Genomic DNA, 21,561 nt, shown 5'->3' with positions numbered 1-21,561 from the left:
ATTGCGCCTCCTTGCCGTACTCAAGCCCTGCCCGCGCCGGCGGGCCTCGCCTCGTCCGTGATACGGATTTTTGTTAGCCGCCCTTAACGCCGAACCGGGTCTTCCGCCGTCATCAGGTCGGCGCACACTCGATTGCGGCCTTCCTGTTTGGCGCGGTACATGGCGTCGTCCGCCCGTTTGAGCACGTTCTCACCGCACCGATCCCCGGGCAGCACGGTGGCGCAGCCCATACTGGCCGTTACCCGTCCGGGAATGCCGATGCGCGCCCAGTCCAGTCGCTCCAGTTGCAGGCGCAAGCGCACCGCCGCCTTGAGCGCCTCTCGCATTGAGGTGTCCGGCAGAATCAGCACAAACTCCTCGCCGCCCAGCCGGGCCACGCCATCTTCCAGCCGCAAAGAACGCTTGGCCAGTTTCACCAGCACCTTGAGCACCTGATCGCCCTTGGCGTGGCCCAGGGTATCGTTGATGCGCTTGAAGTGATCCAGATCGCACATCACCAGCGAGAACGGCCGCTCTTCAAGTTGATAACGATCGAACAGCTCGGACAAGCGGGTCTGGAAAGCACGATGGTTCATGGCGCCGGTCAGCGGGTCCTGCTCGGACAGCCGGTGCAGATTGTGATTGAGCTCCCAGGTTTTCAGCAGCATGCCCAGCACCAGCCACAGCAGCAGGCCGCTGAACAAGGCCGGCAGGGAGCGCTGGAACACGTCGATGGCCAGCGCCTGCGTTGGCAGATAGTGCACCAGCCGCAAGCCGGCCCCGTTGATCGGGTACACCTTGATATGCGCGTTGGGTGTGAGCAGGTAATCAGCGGACACCGGCATGTTAAGCAGGTTTTCTTGCGGCAGGGCTTGCTGACTAGTGGCCGCCACCAACTGATCCTGCCCATTCACCAGATACAGGCTGCCCAGCTCCGCATCGCTGGGCTTGAGCAACTGCACCAGCGTGCTGGTGGTGATATCCATGCACAGCACGCCGGCAAAGGCGCCGCCCACGCGCAGCGGCTGTACCACACTAAGCATCGGCCCCTTGCCCGCCTGATCGATGTAAACCGGCGTCAGCACGCGCCGGCCGGTGGGATTGCCTTCTGGCGAACCCAAGCGCCAGAAAGCGCCTTGCTCGGTGATGGCGGAGTAGTGGTAGTTGGCCGAAGGAGTATAGGGATAGAGATAAATGAAACGACGGGCCGACACAAAATACACCCAGGCCACACCGTTGACGTCCAGATTGCGGTAAGCGGCTTCAAACAGCGGGCTCAAGCCCACCACCACTTCCATTTCGCGCCGCGCGGCCACGTCCAGCGTCGCAATGCGACCGGTGCCGGTGAGGTTGCCCAGCTGCCGCCCGCCGGCCCCGCCCTTGAGGCTGTCCAGCTGGAAATACTGCCCGGAAGGATCATCCTGCAGGGCTTGCAGGCTGGCGGCGGCGGCGTCCAGCTTATCGAGGCTGCCCAGCTCTTGCTCGGTCTCCACCCGGAGGGTGTCCAGAAAGCCAAAGACGTGGGAGAAATGCTGTTCGATCTGTCCGGCGGCGCGCAAGACGCCCTGGTCGGCCAGGATCAGGGCGCGCGTGTAGATAGACCACGCGTTGACGCCCAACAACGTAGCCAGCAACAGCAACAGCGCAAACCGCATCGCGCGGCGATGCGCCAGCACGTACACACCCACTTTCGACCGAGTCATACCCGCACCAACCCTACTCTCTCCCTTGCCCTTGTACCGGGCATGGTTACACGCTAACACGCGACAGGGCGGCAAGGTATTATCGGCGGTTCGGATCGAAGGCTTTAAAAACAAAACGGGCCACATTGTGACCCGTTTTTTCCACAGCGCGCTTGAAAGCGTCTTACAGCGCCAGCCCTGCAATGGTTTCACGCGCGGCGTGAATAGCGGTGGCGCGCTTGTCTTCGCCCATGTTGACGGCTTCGGCACGTACGAAGCGGATATCGCTCACTCCCAGGAAGCCTAGCACGGTGCGCAGATAGTCTTCCTGGAAGTCCATCAGCTTGCCCTGCTCATTGGTGTAGACGCCGCCTCTGCTGGAGACGATCACCACGGTTTTGCCCGGGGCCACCAGGCCCTCAGGGCCATTGGCTCCGTAGCGGAAAGTGCGGCCGGCCACGCAGACGCGGTCGATCCAGCTCTTCAGCTGCGAGGGGATAGAGAAGTTGTACATCGGTGCACCGATGACCACGACGTCGGCAGCGAGGAACTCTTCGATCAGGGCGTTGCCCACGGCGCTTTCCTTGCGCTGGGTGTCGCTCCAGTCGGCCTCGGCGATGAAGTTGGCCGAAGCGATTTCGCCCGACAGATGCGCTACCGGCGCAGCGGCCAGATCATGGTAAACCACGGTGGCGTCGGCATGGCGCTGGCGCACGCTGTCCACGACGGCCGCGGTCAGTTGGCGGGAAACGGAATTGGCGCCGAGGATGCTGGAATCCAGATGCAGCAGTTTCATCAGTGTGTCCTTTCGGGAAAGCAGGTTCAGTGACGTCATGGTATGTTTTCGCAACAATCGGCACTAGACTGCTGATTTTGGAAACATTGTTCCACTGATAGGACAATCCACATGCAAGACCTGAACGACATGATGTTCTTCGCCCGCGTGGTGGAAGCTGGCGGCTTCATGGCCGCCAGTCGCGTGCTGGGCGTGCCCAAGTCGCGCCTATCGCGCCGAGTGGCGCTGCTGGAAGAACAACTGGGCGTAAGACTGTTGCAACGCACGACGCGACGGCTGGCGCTGACTGATATCGGCAGCCAATACTACCAGCGCTGTCAGGCCATGTTGGCCGAAGCCGAAGCCGCCGCCCACGCCATCGCCAGCGCCACGGCGGAACCGCGCGGCCTGATCCGCGTCAGCTGTCCGGAGCTTCTGGCCAAGGGCCTGCTCGGCCCCAGCCTGCCGCGCTTTTTACAGCGCTACCCCAAGGTGCGGGTATGGCTGGAGGCCACCAACCGGCGGGTGGATCTGATCGAGGAAGGCATTGATGTGGCCTTGCGCGTGCGCCACCGGGTGGAAGACAGCGCCAATCTGGTGGTGCGGCCGCTGGGCACCAGCCAGGTGATTCTGGTGGCCAGCCCGGCGCTGGTGGCAGACTTGCCGCCTCTGCTAATGCCAGCCGATCTGGACGGCTTGCCGTTTCTGGCCATGAGCCGCGCCGACGGCAGACAGGAATGGGCGCTGCTGGATCAGGACGGTCATGTGCATCACTTGCAGATAGACCAGCCGAGGCTGATGACCGACGATCTGATTGTGCTGCTGGACGCGGCGCTGGCCGGCATGGGCGTAGCGGCCCTGCCGCGCATGGTGTGCGAGGCGGCCCTGAAAGACGGCCGGCTGCTGCGCGTGCTGCCCGGCTTCGACAGCCCGCAAGGCGTGCTGCAGGCGGCGTACCCCACCCGGCGCGGTTTGCTGCCGGCGGTGCGCGCCTTCATCGATTTTCTGGTGGAAGACTTGCCCGGCACTTATGTATTGCCGCCGGCGCCGCCGCCCTTGATGGCGATGCCCGGCAAACCCTGAAGCCGCCCAGCCTCAAGCGGTAGCGGCCGCCAGATAGTCGGCGAAGGCCGACGGCGGCATGGGACGGGCAAACAGGTAACCCTGCGCTTCCTCGCAGCGCAGGCTGTGCAAGGCCTGCGCGGTGGCCTCGTCCTCCACGCCTTCGGCCAAGGTTTGCAAGTTGAGTGTGCGGGCCATCTCGATGATGGCGCGCACAATCGCCTCATCCTCCGGCGATTGCCGCAGATGTTGTACGAAGGAGCGATCGATCTTCAGCTTGTTCACCGCCAGCCGCTTGAGATAGGCCAGGCTGGAATAACCGGTGCCGAAATCATCGATTGCCAGCCGTACGCCCAGTTCGCGCAGTCGCTGCAGGGTGCTGATCACAGCCTCGGTCTGGTGCAACAGCAGGCTCTCGGTCAGCTCCAGCTCCAGCAAATGCGGCGGCAAGCCGCTCTGTCTCAAGGCGGATTCCACGCTCAGTTCCAGATTGCCGCGCTTGAACTGCACCACGGAGATGTTCACCGCCACCACCAGCTCGTATCCGGCGTCGCGCCACTGCGTCGCCTGGCTGCACGCTTCCTGCAGCACCCACTCCCCCAGCGCCACGATCATGCCGCTGCTTTCCGCCAGCGGGATGAAATGCCCCGGCGGCAGCAGGCGCTCGGCCGACTCTTGCCAGCGCACCAGCGCCTCCGCGCCCACCACCCGGCCATCGGCCAGATTCAACTGTGGCTGGTAGTGCAAACGGAATTCGCTTTGCGCCAGCGCCTGCACGAAGCGGCTGCGCAGATTCAGCGTTTCCCGCGCCTGCACGTACATCGCCTCGTCGTACAGCCGGTAGGTGTTACGCCCGGCATCCTTGGCGTGGTACATGGCGGTGTCGGCCTGCTTCATCAAGGTAGTGAAATCTCGACCGTCCTGCGGAAACACCGCCACGCCGATGGAGGCGGTGGTGATCAGCCGGTGGCCATCCGGCTCCATTGGTTGTTCCACCTCGGCCAACAGGCCATCGAACAGCGGCAACAACTGATCCAGTTGGCGCGCGCCTGTCAGCAGCAGCAGGAATTCGTCGCCACCCAGCCGGCAAACGGTATCGCCCTGACGTAAGCGCGATTGCAGACGACGCGCGATGGTTTGCAGCACTTTGTCGCCCACATCGTGGCCCAGCGAGTCGTTGATGGTCTTGAAACCATCCAGATCCAGAAACAGCATGGCCAGTATCTCGCCATGCCGCAGCGCCAGCGAAGCGGCCTGGCTGAAGCGCTCTTCGGCAAACAGGCGGTTGGGCAAGGAGGTGAGCGGGTCGTGATGCGCCAGAAATGCGATGCGCGCGGCGTCGCGCTTGCGCTCGGTAATGTCCTGAAACAGCAGCACCGTGCCCAAATCCTCGTCGCCCCGCCGCAAGGGATAAGCATCGTACTGCACCGACAGCAGGTTGCCGTCCACGCAGCGGAACACCGCATCCTGACTATGCGCGTCCGTACCGTCGCGCAAGGCGCGCGCCACCGCGTTCTGGCCGCCGGGCGTCAGCTGGCCGTCTTCGCCGCGATCATGCAAGCGGTTGAGCACCGCATCGCGATCAATCGCCGCCTCGTCGCCATAGCCCAGCAAGCGGCGCGCGGCCTGATTGCTGAACAGGTGTTCGCCGCCGCGTCCCAATGCGCAGATGCCCTCGCCCACCGAGCCAAGCAATAGCTGGAAGCGGTCTTCGGTGTCGCGCAAGGCCCCGGCCGTCAGCTCGCGCCGCCGTTCAGCCAGAAACAGGCGACGCAGCAACCAGGCCAGCAAAGCCAGGCCTATCAACGCGCCCACCGTCGCGCCAGTCAGGGTTTTCTTCCATTGCGGCAAGATGTCCTGCAAGGCTATGCCGGCCGCCACATAGAAGGGATAGTCGCCCACCCGCTTGAAAGCGTAGATGCGGTCCGTCTTGTCCAGCGCCGCCTCGAAACGGATCACGCCCTCGCGCTCGCCGGCCTCCACCCGCATGTGCATGGGGTTGTTCTTCAGGGTCTGATTGGTTGAACCCGCGCGCGGCGGCTGACGCAACACCAGCCGGCCATCGTCCGAACGGCGGAAGGTGATCACGCCATGCGCGCCCAGATCCACCCTGGCGAACAGGTTTTGAAAGTAGCCAAGATCCAGCGGGGCCATGGCCAGGCCCAGCAAGCGGCCCTGGCTGTCGCGAACGGGAACCGCGATATGCAACTGCTGCCGATGCGACATCCGCCCTTCCGACACCTCGGAAAAGAAGATCCTGATTGTTGGCTCGCGTTTCAGCGCCTCGACATAGCTGCGCCCGCGCGCGTTTGCGACGCTAGCGGGATCACGCACATCAGACGCATACATCAGCCGGCCGTCAGTCCTTACCAGACGCAGGCCGACGATTTCCGGAAACAGCCGCGCCTGCAAGCCCAATTGCCGGTAGATGCGATCGCGCAAGGCGTCAGAGGGTTCATCGGCAAAGGCTTCCGGCGGCGTGGAGGCCGCCACATCGTCCAGCAAGGCCTCGGTGCGTCGCAGGGTAGCCTCCAGACGGGTTTCCAGCACGCCCACCACATTGGCCGAGTCCGTCTCCGCCTGGTGCAGACGCTGCCGGTAGGCCGCCCCCATGAGAAAGGCGATCAGCGCCGCCATGGCGGCGAACGTCAGCAGGAAGAAGAGCAGGTAAATCCTGTACGGGCGCTTGGGCATGATTGCTGGCTTCGTGGCATGTGCTGTGAGACTAGCAAATCCCGCTCTTTCTTCACAGCGGAATGGCCAAACGCCACGAACAAACCATCAATTTCACATCAGGTAGCCAGCCTCATCGTTCCTGGCGCGCATGAGCGCGCGGCTGACGGTGAGTCGCCTCCGCCAGAGCCGCCGCCGTAAAAGGCAAAAAAAAACCGCCAGCGGGGTGGCGGTAAAATTGGGGCTTGTGTGCAACAGCACGGACTAATCATCACACAGATCACTACAGAAACAGTATTAAATCATGTTAAATCTCATTCCATATCACCTTCTCAAAAAATCTACTTCGCCCACCTGTGAGATGTGTTCTATGACCGCATCTCGCAATACCGAGAACGGCACGCGGCGATCAAAATAACCCACGATGGTATCCGCATGCTTGCTGGAAAAGATCTTGCCATAGCGGCTATTGGTTTTATGCCAGCTCAGTTTTCCTTCCCGCCACACCACCATAATGGCGCCTTGAGCCTCATCCACTTCTTCAAGTTTCAATTCAATTTGGTCCAACTGTCTCCACAGTGGAGATCCCAAAGGGATAAACATGTCGAATCACTCGCAATGTAATGTCAAAAACCGATCAAAAAAACATGCCGCCATAACTCAATCCAAAACCCTGGCCCAAACCAATACCCATTGCCCGGCAATTTTCCACATCCACCACATCGCTGACGCCTTCCGCGACGATTTCCAGTCCCAGCTGACGGAATCGCACCACATCTTCCTGCAAGCGTTCCCGCTTTTCCTTGCAATGTCTGGCGCCGCCAATCAGCGACTGATCCAGCTTGACCGCGTCCACCGGCATCAGGTCGCGCAGATTGCGATCTGCGTAACCCGCGCCGTAGTCGTCAATACTGATGGCGCAACCCAGTTGCTTTAGCGACAGCAAGTTTCGCCGGGCCGCATCCAGATTGCTGACAATGTCGGACTCGCTCACTTCGAGAATCAAAGCGGACAGATCGCATCCGTATCGGGTGGCGATCTGCTGGAAATAACGTCCCAGCCCCGGCTCGGCCAGGCCTGCGCCGCCCACATTGACAGCCAGTCGCGCCGCCGTGCTGACGGGCCGCCATTTCAGGCCCCATTCGAACAAGGTCAGCGCCAGGGCGACATCCAGGCTGTCCTTTTTTACGCCGGCCACAAAACAGGCCGGATACAAGATACCGTAATCCGGGTGCAGCCAGCGGGCCAACAGCTCCCAGGAGTGAATGCCGCCAGACTGCAAATCGATAACCGGCTGACAGTGCGGCAGCACTTCACCACACATCAGGGCTTCGACAAATCCGATTGTGTCGTATTCAAAACCATCAACCACCTGCTTCGGCATACAAGCACTCAAGCCGACATTTTCAGCAAAGGATTAATCAACAGATACACACTGCCTTGGCTGCAGGCCATTTCCTGCAATATCCAACCATCGCCATCCAGCACATCCACCCAGCAGTCCGGGTCCATGCCTTCCTTGTCATTGATATAAGCCATCTCATCCAACACCGAGCCATATTCCAGCTCTTGCCAGCTGAACGGAATAATATCGTAGTAAATAATTTGATTATTTTTAAAAACAACAGGGCGAAGATATTTAACCTTGCGATCAATAGTACTCTGTGTACCACTCGTTGTTGTAATCAGCTTTTTCATTACCCGCTCCAAAGAATTCACAGTGAAATTATATGGATAGGCGCGCTGATTGTTTGTTAAATGATGCTAAATGCGAAACCAATTAAAATCTTTTACAAAAACACTCAATTTTAAACAAACACAGAAAGACATAATGGAAAAAGCCCCTGCCGGGGCTTTTTTTAAACAACAACTTTAATCTTAGAATTGATTGGACACGGCAAACAGGAAGCGCAGATTGCGCGGGCTTGATTCGATATTGCCATCCACATAGCCAGCATACGGCCCCAAGCCCTTGGCTACCGTCAAGCTATAGGACAGCGCCTTGTATAGGCGACCGCCAAACTCGACGCCGGCGCCTTGCAAGGTGTAGCTGTTGTTGAACGCGCCTGCCACCGCATTGCGATTGGGCTTGACCACGCCCGCATCGTAGAACACCCCGACATACTGGTTGTTGCCAAAATGCTTGATCAGATCAAGCGACAACACCAGGCCCTCGTCGCCCACGCCATCATCCGTGGAGTAGGCACGCACGCCATTAACGCCGCCCAGAGAGATCTTGTCGTAGCTGTCCAGATTGGTGCTGGCCAGCTGACCATGGAAACGGACACTACCCAACCATTTGCCGTCATCGCTCAGAGTGCGCTCCACTTGCCCGGACAGCTCCTGCTTGTTGTAGCTGCCCATGGTGCTGTAGCGACCGGAAGTAAAACTCAACTCGTAACGATAGTGATCCAGCGACAGCGCGTCGTTGTCGGCGCTGAACGCCAGCCTGGCTTTGTCGTCGCGCAGGTTTTCCAGTTGCAGTCCGCCAATCACCAACGAGCTGGTGGTATTGCGCGTCATTAACTCCAACCGGGATTTGAACACCGCGTCGCGCGTGGTGCCGATGACATTGGTCAGGCTGGCACCGTACTCGCTGGTGCGGCCGCGAGTGTCGGTAACCTGATCCAGCACGCTACGGCTTTCGGTATAAGAGCCCCACAGGCGGACTTTGCCTTTGAGCGTTTCGGTGGGGAACTCATACTCGGCGCGGGTAAAACCAATGCCGTCCGCCGCCAACCCGGTGAGCGTCAGCTCAGAAAACGGCGTGAAGCCGCCAAAAGCCACAGAGCCCAGCATTTGCGCACGACCATATTGCCGCAAGCCATAGTTGTTGCCCTGCAGGAAGCCGCCGGCAAACTTGCCCAACTCCGGCGGCACTTCTTTCACATGCAACACCAGATCCACCTTGCCGGGGTCGGACTGCTGGATGCTGGCGTGAATATCGATGGGCAAATCGAAATTGGCGCTGGCGATGCGGTTTTCCAGATACTGCAGATCCAGCGGTTTGCCTGGCAGCACCACGTCCGAGAAGCGACTGATCAGCAGCTTTTCATAACGGCGGCTGACGGATTCGTTTTCCGCCGCCACGCGCAGGGTGCGCACTGTCGGCTGCAACACATTCACCCGCAACACACTGCCATCGCCTTCCTGCTGCTGGCTGGTGCTAGCGTAAGCCAGATAGCCGCTGCGGGTGATGACACCCCATACCCAGCCGTTGAAACTGTCCAGTTGTGCCTCGGTGACCGGCTTACCGATCATGTCGGAGAAGTAGTTCTGGATTTTCTTGCGCTCGATATTTCCTTCCACCTCCACCCGCACCAGCTTGCTAATGGCGGTGCGGGTCATGTCGCCCTGGGGCGCGGTTTGAACCGCTTTCTCCTCGCTACCCGCCGGAGGTTGGCCGAAACGGTTCTGCTCGATATTGCGCTGCACATCACCCACTGAACTGACTTGGGCGGTATCCGCCTGCGCCGCGCCAGCCAGCGTCAGCTGGATCAGGGCGGCGATAAGAGTTTTGTTTGTCGTTTTCATGCTTGCTTTACCCCGCTTCAAAACAGCTGCGACACGCGCGGCTCATTGTCTTTTTTCTTGATCTTCACATCCGGCGTCACGTAACACACCTGCACGGACGGCACCAGCGTGTCTTCGCAAGTGCAGTTTTCCGGATGCAGTCTGGAACAGGCCTTGGTTTCTTCGCGCTTGTCGAAGGAAATATGGCCATCGGTGTGATCCTTGCCGCCATCCGGATTGAAGAACGGCGGTTTGATCGGATTCACCGGGGTGTAGGGGTTGATCGGGTCCACCGGACGGATCGGGTTGATTGGCTTGATCGGATCGGCGTTTTTCAGGATGGAGGCCTGCACCACATCACGGGTACTCACAACATAGTAGTTCTGCGCCAGGCCGCCATTGCTGCCATCCGCCAGGGTGTAGTTCACGTTCACCAGCTTGCCGTTGCCCACCTGCGCATCAGTGAAGCTGCCGGAAGCGCTCAGCCCCAGCGATTCGCTGCCCACCAGGCCGCTAAGCGTGCCCGCCGTAACGATGGCGCGGGTGCCGCCATCGTAGTATTTGTCCTTGGCGGTGGTGCCGCTCACCAGCAGCGCCTTCGGCGTAATGGTGCCGGCGGCGGTGTTGGTCACCACGCTATAGTTGTTGCCGCCATTGCCGTCGCTGATGGTGTAGCCGCTGACCGTCAGCGTGCTGCCGTTGGCGCCCAGTACGTTCTTGGACACATAGCTCTGGCTCAAACCGCTGACCGTATCGCCGCTCACCAGACCGGATACCAAAATCGGCGTAGCGCTGGCGCTAGTGGTGCCGTCGTAGGTTTTGGTATTGCTCACCGCGGACAGCACCAGTTGCGCCTTGGTGATATTGCCGGTGGTGTTCTGGTCGGTAATCGAATAGTTGGCTGCGTCGGCGCCGTGCAGCGTGGTGCCCTGCAGGGTAACCGCCTGACCCGCGCCCACATTCTTGCTGGCATAGGTGGCGGTGGCCGCTGTGGCGCTGACGGCATCGCCCGACATCGCATCTAGCAACGACACTGGCGCAGAGGACTGGGTATTCACGCCGTCATACACCTTGCTGACCGTCCCCGCCGTCAGCGCCTTTGGCGTAATGGTCAGCACGCCGCCATTGGTATAGCTGCCGGTAAAGTTGGCGGTGCTGGCCGGCTGCATATTGCTGCTGTTGTAGGCGTAATTGCCCACGTTCAGATAGCCGCCGGAAGAGGCTTGAGCGCCATTAATGCCAAGGTTGAAAGTCACCGAGGTATTGGTGCTGTCGGTTGCCTTCCAGATGCCGTTGCCCAGGTTCTGCATGGTGAGGCTGGAAATCACCGAGCCGCCGCTGGTATCCAGATACTGCGCGGTGACAGTCTGCGCCGTGGCGCCTGCGTTGCCCGGCAATACGGTACCGTAGGTTTTTTGTTGGCCATTGACGGTAATCAGCAGCTGACCGGCCGGCACCACTTGCAGCTTGCCGTTCTGCACCGTGACGGTGTAGTTGCCGTTGACGGCTACCGGGGTGCTGGCAAGGCCGTACACATTGTTATACGTGCCCACTACCGGGTTGCTGGCGCCGCTGTAGGTGCGGGCAGCGTTGCTGATAGCGCCGCCCACCAGCGCCGTGGCCGCGGTTTCACCGTTCTTCAAACCGGTGTAGCTGAAGCCCTGGTTCACGGCGAGGTTCGGATCTTGCGTCACAAACATCGCGGTATCGTTTACCTTCACCGTCAGCGCCGCCGGGGTGATGGTGCCAACGTTGCCGGTGGCGGTGGTGGGCAAGGTGTAGTTGCTGAGCAAGGTATTGCTGTTGGCGCTAAAAGAAGATGGCTGCAAGGAGACCGTCACCGCGCCGCTGCCCTGGTTGTCCACCACGTTCTTGCTGGCGTAAACGCCGGATGTCGCCACCACGGAACCGCCCTCGCCCGCCGCAAAACCGGACAGGTTGACATTGGACGGCGCAATGCTGGCGGCCGTGGTGCCGTCATACACTTTGCTGACCGAGCCCTGCAGATTGGCCGACAACGCTGCCTTGTTGATGGTGCCGGTGCTCACGGTTTGGGTGGTGACGTTGTAGTTGTTGCCGCTGTTGCCATCGTTGATGGTGTAGCCGCCATTCACCGTCAGCGTCTTGCTGGTACCCGCGTTCTTGTCGGTAAAGGACTGGCTCAGACCACTGATGCTGTCGCTCCCCTGCAAACCTGAGGTTGCAACCGTTGCCGTTGAGCTGGTGCTGCCATCGTAGGTTTTGGTGTCGGTTACCGCCTGTAGGGTGAGGCTGGCCTTGTTGATGGTGAGGTTGGCGTTGTTCACCGTCACGTTGTAGTTACCGGCATCGCTGCCGCCAACACTCAGGCTGGACGTGTAGGTACCGGCATTACGACCACTGGCCGCACCGCTGATGGTGATGCTGTCGCCGCTGATAAAACCGCTGCTGGTAGCAGCAGACTGGTTCTGCGTGGCACCGTTGTAGGTCACCGTGGTGGCGGTACCGTTGACGGTGGCATCCTTCGGCGTGATGTTGGCCGTAGTCGTGGCGCTGCCGGTGCTGGTGAGGTTGTAGTTGGACCACAAACCAGTGCCATTGGCTTGGCTCAGGGTGGTTACGTCACTGACTGTCACCGTCTTGCCGTTGGCTACATTTTTGTCAGCGAAAGTGCCGCTGCCGCTCAGGCCCAGCGTTTCGCCATTGGCCATATTGTTGAAAGTGGCACCGGTAATCGTGGCCGCCGTCGTGCCGTCGTACACCTTGTTGCTGGCAGCAAGCGTATTGATAGTGATGTTGCGTTTGCCGATCACCATATTGGGCTGGGCGCTCAGCGTGGTATTGAGGCCGCTGCCCACGCTCAGGTTATAGGCGTAAGTGCCCACGTTTTCGCCAGCCACACGGGAGCCGGTAAGGCTGGAGATGACGTCGCTGGCTGCCAGGCCGAAGGTGTTGTTGCCTACGGCTTTGGTCAGGGTCGTCGCGCCGCCGCCTGCGGTATAGGCGGTTTGCAAGGCGCTGGTCAGGCTGGCCGGATCAGCGTCGCCATAGGTCTTGCTGAGGTTGGCCAGCGAAATGGAGAAGGAGGGGTAAGTTGCCGGTGCTTCGCGGAAGAGTACTTGCGCCGTACTGCTGGAACCGCTGATAGTGCCCCCGGCCGCGGTATTGAACTGCGCGTTGAGCGCATTGCTGCTGCCGTTGTAATAGAGCGTATTGAACAGGCTGGTCAGATATGACAGGCGACCCGTTGTCGTGCTGCTGCCGCTGTACACCTTCAATTTGCCGCCGCCCAGATTGGCTGCGGCATTACCAGACACCGTCAGCACCTGACCACCAGTGGCGTCGCCAGCTGCGTGCAACTTGCCGGCGGACAAAACGATATCGCCGCTGCCCATGTTGATGATGCCCGGCGCAGTGACATTGCCATTGCCATCAGTGCTGACAGTCACGCCGCCAGCGCTGTTCTGGGTAATCAACGAGGCTGCCTGAGCCGTGATGGTGGCAGCGGATGTGGCTGTGCCGTCTCCTGCGCTCAAGCTGACAGCACCGGCAGTACTACCATTGAGAATGCTGGCAGTCGACGCCACCGTAATGCCGCTATTGGTGGAGCTGATGCTTGTCGCGCCGCCATTGCTGTTGTTGGTGATGACGCGATTGCCAGTCACCCCTGCCGCCAGATAGACGCCATGCCCGCTGCCGGTAGCGCCGGCGGCGGTATTATTGCCCGTTACCGATACGGCGTTGCCGCTGTTGGCACTGCCACCGGCGGCGATGTTCACGCCCACAGAGCTCAGGTTCACCCCGTAGCCGCCGCTGGCGGTGGTCGACCCGCTGATGGTCACGCGGCTCTGGCTTTGCGTAATGCCGCCCAGCGTCACGCCGTTGCCGCTATTGGAGCTGCCGGTAAGCGTGATGTTGCCGGCGGTAGTGCCGCCAAGGGCGCCATACCCGCAATCCGAGGTGCCGCACCAGGTGCTGCCGTTCATGACATTAATGCCGTCGCCGCCCGCTGTGCTGGTGCCGGTGATATTGACCATGCCGCCGGCAGCGCCGCGCACATAACCCTGAATGGATACCCCGTGACCATTGCTGGCCGTACCCGTGATATTCACCGTCGTGTTACTGCCCGTGGACAGAATGCCCGCGCCGCCACCGTTGTTGTAGCCATTGGTCTTGCCGGTGGCGTTGATATTCAGGGTGGCCGCATTGCTGGCGGTGATGCCTGCGCCAAACATGCCGACGTTATTAGTGCTGTTGGCGGTAATGGTCGCGGAGCCGCCGCTGACTGACAGCCCGGCGGTTTGTACAAAGTACACGCCGTGGCCGTTGGTGGAGGTGCCGCTAATCACCCCGCCGGTCACGTTAGTCAGGTTCAGAGAACCGGTGCCGGTGGCCGTGTCGTTGTAATTGCTGAAGCCTGCGCCGTTGCCGCCCACTGTATTGGTGGTGGTGCTGGTGCCGCTGATGTTGGCCGAAGTGCCGGCGCCATAGTTGATGGCGCCGCCAATCAGGGAAACACCGGCCTTGGCCACCAGCGCCTTGTCGGTCACGCTGGAAGTGGCGCTGGTTACCGGATTGGTCCAGGTATAGGCATTACTGGTCAGGACCTGCACTGCGCCGCTGGTGCTGCCGGTGATGTTCAGCGCGGTACCGCTATTGCTGACATTCACCGTGCCGGCATTCAGGAAACCGGACGAGCGGACGTAACCCTGATCGACCCCCAGCACAACACCGGCACCATCGACAGAACGGTTGGCCACCGTAGTGCCGCTGACGCTGCCGCTGCTGCCAGTACCGTTAACCGTCACCGTGCCGCCCGTCACATTGGTGGTGCCGTAGCTGCTGACGCCGGACATATCCAGCGCGGTATAGGTACCGGACAAGGTACGCGAGCCACTGAAGCTGTTGCTGCCGGTGATGCTCAGCGTGCCGCCAGTCTGGCTGAGATTCAAAGTACTGTTGCCGCTGGTATTGGCGCCCATGACCACGCCGGCGCTCTGGCCGGCGGCATTGCTGCTGGTGCCGTTGACACTGCTGTTTTGCTGCGCAGCAAAGGTGCCGGACAGATAGACGCCGGCCGAACCATTCTGATTGCCGGTGGCGGTGGAAGTACCGTTGATGGTGTAGCTGCCCGCCGTGATGCCGGCGCTGCCGCCAAACTGCACACCGTAGTTGGTCACGCCATCAGTGCTGGTCTTGCCGTTGACGATCACCTGCTGGCTGCTGCTGGTATTGGCAGTCAGTACCGCGCCCACATTCACACCACCGCCGCCGCCGTTGCCGGTAATGGCGATGTTGCCGGTATTGGCCTTCACGCCCACATTCACCAGCACGCCCGCCGCGCTGGTGGCGCTATTGGTGCCGGCGCCGGCCGTGATGGAACCCGCGCCAATGGTGCCGCCGGTATTGTCGATATACACGTTGTTGCCGGTAATGCCATTGCTGCCGGATGCGCCGTTGATGACTATCCCACCCTGATTGGTGGTGACCTTCACATCGCCGCCGGTGGAGACAATGTTGTTGCCCGTGGACAGGCTCTTGAAGATGCGCACGCCGGTAGCGGCGTTGTTGGCGGTAGTGGCGGCAATATTCACATTGCCGCCAGCGTTCACAGTGAAGTCGGCCAGCGACAGCACATCCGCCGTGCTGCCGGCATTGGTGGCGGTGCCGGAAATGCTGGTGGTTGTGCCCGAGGTGAGTTGAATGGCAGTCGAGCTGGGATTGCTGCCTAGCAATACGGCATTGCCGGTACCGCTATTGGTACCGTTCAGCGCCAGTGCGGAAGCTGCCGTAATACTGACATTGCGGTCCAGCAGCACCCCAACGCCAGTACCACTGGCGCTGCCGTTCAGGGTGACGTTGCCGCCGCTGACAGCACTGCCCTGCGCCACATACACGCCGTAGCCGTTGGCCGAAGACCCGGTCAGCGTGATATCGCCGCCATTGGTGCTGATAGTAGTGCCGCTGACGGTCACCCCGTTGCTGCCGGCCACCGCGCCATTGCCCGTGCCCACCACATTGAGCTTGCCGCTGGTGGAAGTAATGGCGGAATTGATGCTGAGGGTGTTGTCGGCGTTCAGGGTCAGCGTGGCGTCCGTGCCGGCGGTTTTCTGGATGGCGGCATTGACGTAGATATTGCCGTTGCTGCTGCCGGCCGTACCGCTGTTGGTGGTGGTGATGGTGACGCTGGTGCCGTTGTTCAGCGCGGTATCGATGGTGTTGACGTTCACCACCGAGCTGCCCACGCCGCTATTGGGCGTCATGCTGCCGCCAGTATTGGTGTAGCCGCTGTCCGCGCCGCTGCTGATGGTGACATCGGCCGGGTCCAGCAACCATTGCGCCGACTTGACGCTGACGCCGTCGGTCTTCAGCCAGTCTGCCGAGGTTTCCACAAAGCCGCTTTTGGCGCTCAGGCTGGCGCCGCTGACATCGGTGCTGGCCGCCAGAATGCCGGTGTAGGGGTCGCGACCAATGATGATGGACGCCAGGCTGCCGGCGCTGCCGTCGGCAGTGATGGTGCCGCTAACCTGGATCTGGCCTTGGTCCGCCAGCAATTGCACCTGTCCACCGCTCTTGCCGCTGACATCAATGGCGCCGGCCTGCATCACGCTGGCCAGTGCGCCATTAAGCGAGGCGGCGCGCATGTACACCTGACCATCCTCTGCCTGAATGAGGCCGCCGGCAGTGTTGCCGACGCTGGTATTGATGCTGGCCGGCGTCATCTCGAAAGTGATCTTGCCGCTGGCAGACATCGGTACACTCACTACCTCGCCCGCCGCCATGCCCACGGTGCCGTGCGGCGCGATGATCTGACCACTGTTGCTGACGCTGGCGCCGATCAACGCCACATAGCCGCCGTCGGCGACGCTGATACTGCCCTGATTCACCACCGAGGCGGTGGAGCCGTTGCGGTAATAACGATAATTGCCGGCGATGAAGTCCGCATCGCTGAGGCTATAAGTAGAAGCAGTGAAACCGCCGGTGTTGACGCTGCCGTCCTTACCAAACAACACGCCGTTGGGGTTGATCAGGATCACGTGCCCATTGGCGTCCAGTTTGCCGAAGATCTGGCTGGGGTTGTTGCCCACCACGCGGTTGAGCAGCACCGAGCTTTTGTCCGGCTGCACGACCTGCACGCGGGCCGAGGAGCCGATATCGAAGGTCTGCCAGTTGGTGATGGCCTTGCCGCTGGTCTGGTTGATGGTCATGGTCGAACCGGACTGGCTGATAGTGGCCTGTCCATAAGTGACCGTGCCGCCGGTAGGCAGTGCATTGGCGGCGGGCGCCGCCCAGGCCATGGACACCGACAGCGCACTGAGGCTGACCACGCCGACAAAGAGGCTGATCGCGCTGGAAAAGCGCGCCGCGGATTCACGGCTAACGCTGCTTCCGGACCCAGCCACCTCTGAATATTCAGAAACTACTATAAAATCACCGCGCGATTTAGAGAAAATCACTTTAAAAAGATTTTTATTCATACCTGCTCCGCTATCCGCTCATAACCAGTCTTAACGCTGGCAGTTTAATAATCTTGTTTAATATTCTGCTGTTAAATCTTGTTAAATGCCGCAACGGCAATAGACAGCCGACACCGGCGAAATTAGAGTTAACCCACTTTATTTATGGCAAAGTTTCATTTAAAAGCAAAGCAACATTGCCACTGCTTTTATTTGAAATGGCGAATTAATTATCTACATTGAAAATGGTTACAAACCATTGAGATGAGAAATGAAAATCATTCTCCTTGAAGACAACGAATACCTTGCCGCCGAGCTGAAAGCATCGCTGGAGAGCCACGGCCACACCGTGCGGCACTTTGCGCATGGAGACCATCTGCTAGAGGCAATGCCTTGTGAAGATTGCGATATTTACTTGCTGGACTGGCAGGTGCCGGGAAAAAGCGGCTTTGAAATACTGCTGGCGCTGAGGGGGGAGTTCCATGAAACCGCGCCCATCGTTTTCATCACCAGCATGAGCGACGAGGAGTCCGCCGTTGCCGCTTTGTCGGCCGGAGCGGACGACTACTGCGTCAAACCGGTGCGGATCAACGAACTGCTGGCGCGAATGCAGGCGCTGCTCAGGAGATCTCAGAAAAAGAAAAAAGAAGATGTTATTGAAGAAAATTACGAATTTTACAAATTCAACACCCGGGCCAGGGAAGCCTCGATAAGAGAATCGATTATAAAGCTGACGGAAAAAGAATTTGAATTGGCGCTATTTCTTTTCCGCAATAGAGAACTGCCATTATCCCGCGATTACCTGATGGAAAAGGTATGGGGTAAATCCAGCGACATACTGACCCGCACCGTGGATGTGCATGTTGCCTGGATCAGGAAAAAACTCCGGATCGGCCTGGCCGATCGCCCTTATCAACTGCAGTCCATCCACGGCTTCGGCTACCGACTGACCCATGTCGAGACTGCTGACACCACCCAAAACGAACAGCTCCCATGACTCTGAAGCACGCAACCCTCATCGCCTTTTTGCTCGCGCTGGCTGGCCAGGCCAGCGCCGATACCGTCGACCTGGCTACCTACATCATTCAGCCCGGCGACAACCTGGAACGCATCGCTCAACGCTATTTGTCCGGCAAGAACGGCGTACAGGCCTTGCAATCCGCCAATAAACTGAACGGCAAAGCGCTGTTGCAACCCGGCGCCGCGCTGCTGATTCCGCGAGAGCTGCTGGCCTTCCAGCCTGTTAAAGCGGTGGTTACGGAAAGCAATTGCAGCATCAGCGGCTCCCGCAACGGCGCGCCCCTGCGCTATCGGGTTGGCAGCGTGATCAACGAGGGCGACGAGCTGAGCATCGACAAGAACTGTCGCGCCAGCCTGCTGCTGGACGACGGTTCGCAAGTACGCTTGCTGTCCGCCGCCACAGTGCGGCTGGAGCGCTTGCGCCGCAATGCGCTGGAGGAAAAGCCCGAAGTCCGGTTGAAAGTGGTGAACGGCAAAGCCGAAGCCGAAGTAGCGCACCGGGAGGACGGTCGCGCCAACTTTCGCATGAGCACGCCGACGGCCATGGCCGGCGTGCGCGGCACTATCTTGCGCGTGGGTTACGATGCCGAGCAGGGACGCAGCGCGATTGAGGTGGATCAGGGTTTGGTGGCGGCTTCTTCGCTCAAGACACCAGGCACAACGCCGGCATTGCTGGCGGCCGATACTGGCCAGAGCTTCGACGCCAAGGGACGGCCCGGCCCGGTGGAACACCTGCCGCCGCCGCCCGCGGGGTGGCATGCGGCTGCCCAGGACGAAGGCGCGGTTGCCGTCGCGGTGGATCAGGCTGGCGCATACCATTACCGGCGCAGCATCGACCTGTTCTTTTCCGACTTCGAGGAGGCGCAGGCGAAAACACCGCCGGCGCTGGCCAAAGAATCCCTGTCCCGCACGGCCGTCTTTCTGGAAAGCAGCAGCCTCACCGCCAGCGGTCTGGAAGGACGCTCCGCCGTGGCCGGGGTTTGCCGAAGCGCCGCCGGGTGCGATCTCTACGTCAACGGTGCGCCCGTGCAGATGCGCCGCTTCCGCTTGCTGTCCCATACCGGCGAGCAGGCCGCCAGCGTCATCGTGGACAAGGCCAGTTTTGACAAGGGCGCATCCTTCGTGGTGAGCGGCCTGCCCGCCGGGCGCTATGAATGGCAGGCGGAACTGCAGATCCAGCCGGAACGCACCGTCAGCATTGGCGGCACGTTCAACCTCTTCGCGGTGAACTGATTGATCACCCCCCATCTGCGCGACGACCGACGCCGTCTGGGCAACAGGCGGCTGATGGAGTGGGCGCTGCTGAGCGCGGCATCCACCTTATTGCTGCTGGCGCTGCAGTTTGGCAGCCTATCCACGCTGATGGGCGATGCCTTGTTCGATCTGGCGCAAGGCCGCGACATGCCGCCCCCCTCCTCCGACATTGTGGTGGTGAGCCTCGACAACGACAGCCTCGACAAACTTGGCGGCTGGCCGCTGTCGCGCCAACGTTACGCAGCGCTGCTTGAGCAGTTGCGGGCCAGCGGCGCAAAGCCGCGCGCCATTGGCTTTGACCTGCTGTTTCTCGAGCCGCGCCCAGACGACGCCGAGCTGACCCGGGCCATGCAGGGACTACCGGTAGTGCTGCCGGTAGAACTGCGCCCCGCGCCGCAAGGCGAGATCAGGATCATGCCGCCCACCGTGGGCGGCCCGCAAACCCGCCTCGCCCACATCGACATCCTGCCCGACAACGATGGCCGGGTGCGTCAGGTCAACCCTCTACGCGGCGGTTATCCACAGTTTGCCTATGCCATGGCGGGCATCCCCCTTGGCGTGGACGCCCGCCTCCCAGCGCGCTTCGCCCGCATCGCAGACGGCGCCGCCTTTCCGATGATTGGTCTGGCCGACCTGCTGGACAATCCCTATTCAGCGCGCCAACTGGACGGCAAATACGTGCTGGTGGGCGCCACGGCGGCCAGCTTGGGCGATCTCTATCCTGTCAGCGGCGAGGACGGCGGCACCCGCTTCATGCCCGGCATCCTCTTGCACGCCAACATCCTCAACAGCCTGCTGCAGCAACGCAATATCAGCCTGGCCGGGCCATGGCTCGCCTTTGCCGCAAGCCTGCCCCTGCTGCTGGCATTTCTATTGGGCCTGCTGCTGCTGTCGGCCGATCGCGCTGAGTTGGCGGCCACATTGGGCGTGTTGCTGGCGGCGCTGGCGCTGTGCGGGATGTCGCTCTGGTGGGGACGCATCTGGATCAACCCAGCCGGTCTGATCATCACCCTGCTGCTCACGCGGCCGGCCTGGTCATGGCTGCGCATGCGGCAATTGGTGACGCGCCTGCAAAACGATCTGAGCCAGGCGCAGCAGTTTTTGCCCGCCGCCGCCCTGCCGGCCAGCGGCACGCCGCACCCGGTGTGGGACAGCGGCGACGAATTGGTGGCCGGCATCAATCGCCTGTCCGGCCAGACCGAATTCCTGCAGCACATCATCAACCGTCTGCCGGATGCGGTGTTCATCTTCAGCCCCGCCCAGGAGCTGTGGCTGAGCAACGCCCGCGCCCGCGACATCATGAGCCGGCTGCCGGAGGGCCGTGAGTCCGGCTTGCGCCAGCTGATCCTGCAACTTGGCGGCGAATGCGACCACCTAGGCCGGCTGCGGCCGGAAAGCCTGCAACGCCGGCTCAATCTGGAGCACAACGGCCTGCCCTGCCACTACCAGCTGCAAGTGCATCAGGTCAGCGAAGACGAGCAGCGCGCCTGGCTGATCATGTCCATGGCCGACATTACCGACACCATTCGCGCTCAGGAGCAACGCGAGCGCGCCATGCAGTTGCTGTCGCACGATATGCGCACGCCGGTGATTACCCTGATCACCCTTTGCCGCCACGCCCACGAACAAGGTCAGCTGCCTGCCGAAGACTATGCCCGGGTAACCGACAACACCGACTTGCTGCTGGCCTATATGGACGACTTCATCCTCAGCATCAAGGCCGAGCGCGAGCGTTATCAGACCCATGAAATCTTGCTGTCCGAACTGTTGGCCGAAGCCGCCGCCAAGGTGCGCCCCCTGGCTGACCGGCTGGGCATGAGCATGGATGAAGTGGAAGACGAAGCGATGCTGTTTGTGGAGGTGGACAACCGCCTGATGCTGCGCGTGTTCATCAATCTGCTGTTCAACGCCGTCAACCACGGCGAAACTCCTGGGCGGGTCAGTATCTCGATCCGGGCCGACGAAGGCTGGGCCGTGGTGAGGATAGGCAACCGCAAAGCCGCGGACGGCGGCAACAATGCCCGCCACACCGGCTATGGTTTGGGAAACGGCTTTGTGGACAATGTCGTACGCCGCCACGGCGGTGAAGTGACGCGCCACATTCCGGAACAGGCAGGCGCCGAAGTGTGGGTGGAAATCCGGCTCAAATCTTGCTGAACACGCTGCC

Annotated in this window: 12 protein-coding genes; 4 read left to right on the top strand and 8 right to left on the bottom strand. The window is 60.8% G+C overall.

All coding sequences use genetic code 11. From position 1 onward, the window contains the following. Positions 1–83: 83 nt before the first annotated feature. Both Q0P52_RS10385 and Q0P52_RS10380 read right to left on the bottom strand, forming a co-directional pair. Positions 84–1,682: a sensor domain-containing diguanylate cyclase gene (locus Q0P52_RS10385; RefSeq protein ID WP_293761604.1), complete on the bottom strand. Its 1,599-nt coding sequence runs from the start codon at positions 1,680–1,682 to the stop codon at positions 84–86. Positions 1,683–1,845: 163 nt separating this feature from the next. Further along, the gene (locus Q0P52_RS10380; RefSeq protein ID WP_293761602.1) at positions 1,846–2,457 is read right to left on the bottom strand and encodes an NAD(P)H-dependent oxidoreductase; all 612 of its coding nucleotides are present in this window, start codon (positions 2,455–2,457) and stop codon (positions 1,846–1,848) included. 111 nt (positions 2,458–2,568) lie between these two features. Here Q0P52_RS10380 and Q0P52_RS10375 point away from each other — a divergent pair, with 111 nt between their 5' ends. Then, positions 2,569–3,519: a LysR family transcriptional regulator gene (locus Q0P52_RS10375; protein ID WP_293761600.1), complete on the top strand. Its 951-nt coding sequence runs from the start codon at positions 2,569–2,571 to the stop codon at positions 3,517–3,519. A 12-nt stretch (positions 3,520–3,531) separates the two neighbouring features. Here the strand turns inward: Q0P52_RS10375 and Q0P52_RS10370 are convergent, their stop codons facing one another. From Q0P52_RS10370 to Q0P52_RS10345, 6 genes are all read right to left on the bottom strand, one after another. Next, complete coding sequence (locus tag Q0P52_RS10370; protein ID WP_293761598.1) at positions 3,532–6,192, bottom strand: EAL domain-containing protein; 2,661 nt, start codon at positions 6,190–6,192, stop codon at positions 3,532–3,534. A 303-nt stretch (positions 6,193–6,495) separates the two neighbouring features. Next, a complete protein-coding gene (locus Q0P52_RS10365; protein WP_293761596.1) occupies positions 6,496–6,738 on the bottom strand; it encodes a hypothetical protein in 243 nt (80 codons plus the stop codon). A gap of 70 nt (positions 6,739–6,808) precedes the next feature. Beyond that, positions 6,809–7,555 carry an EAL domain-containing protein gene (locus Q0P52_RS10360; RefSeq protein WP_293761594.1) on the bottom strand — a complete coding sequence of 249 codons (747 nt, stop codon included), beginning with the start codon at positions 7,553–7,555 and terminating at the stop codon, positions 6,809–6,811. Between the two features lie 8 nt (positions 7,556–7,563). Next, positions 7,564–7,869, bottom strand: coding sequence for a hypothetical protein (locus Q0P52_RS10355; protein ID WP_293761592.1), 306 nt, complete (start codon positions 7,867–7,869; stop codon positions 7,564–7,566). 180 nt (positions 7,870–8,049) lie between these two features. Continuing rightward, positions 8,050–9,705 (bottom strand): ShlB/FhaC/HecB family hemolysin secretion/activation protein, encoded by a 1,656-nt coding sequence (locus tag Q0P52_RS10350; protein ID WP_293761590.1) that lies wholly within the window; start codon positions 9,703–9,705, stop codon positions 8,050–8,052. 17 nt (positions 9,706–9,722) lie between these two features. Then, positions 9,723–17,141, bottom strand: a complete 7,419-nt coding sequence (locus tag Q0P52_RS10345) for a YDG domain-containing protein (protein WP_293761588.1) — start codon at positions 17,139–17,141, stop codon at positions 9,723–9,725. Positions 17,142–17,391: 250 nt separating this feature from the next. Between Q0P52_RS10345 and Q0P52_RS10340 the strand changes: the two genes are divergently transcribed. The 3 genes from Q0P52_RS10340 to Q0P52_RS10330 are packed head-to-tail and all read left to right on the top strand — an operon-like array spanning position 17,392 to position 21,551. Continuing rightward, complete coding sequence (locus Q0P52_RS10340) at positions 17,392–18,117, top strand: response regulator transcription factor (protein ID WP_293761586.1); 726 nt, start codon at positions 17,392–17,394, stop codon at positions 18,115–18,117. Continuing rightward, positions 18,114–19,373 carry a FecR domain-containing protein gene (locus Q0P52_RS10335; RefSeq protein ID WP_293761584.1) on the top strand — a complete coding sequence of 420 codons (1,260 nt, stop codon included), beginning with the start codon at positions 18,114–18,116 and terminating at the stop codon, positions 19,371–19,373. Before Q0P52_RS10340 ends, Q0P52_RS10335 begins: the two co-directional genes overlap by 4 nt. Further along, positions 19,374–21,551: a CHASE2 domain-containing protein gene (locus tag Q0P52_RS10330; RefSeq protein ID WP_293761582.1), complete on the top strand. Its 2,178-nt coding sequence runs from the start codon at positions 19,374–19,376 to the stop codon at positions 21,549–21,551. The last annotated feature ends 10 nt before the right edge of the window (positions 21,552–21,561 follow it).

This window comes from uncultured Aquitalea sp. (assembly GCF_945957525.1).
Classification (GTDB): Bacteria; Pseudomonadota; Gammaproteobacteria; order Burkholderiales; family Chromobacteriaceae; genus Aquitalea.
The sequence above is the reverse complement of the archived record's forward strand: the minus strand, read 5'-3'. Positions and strand labels throughout refer to the sequence as shown.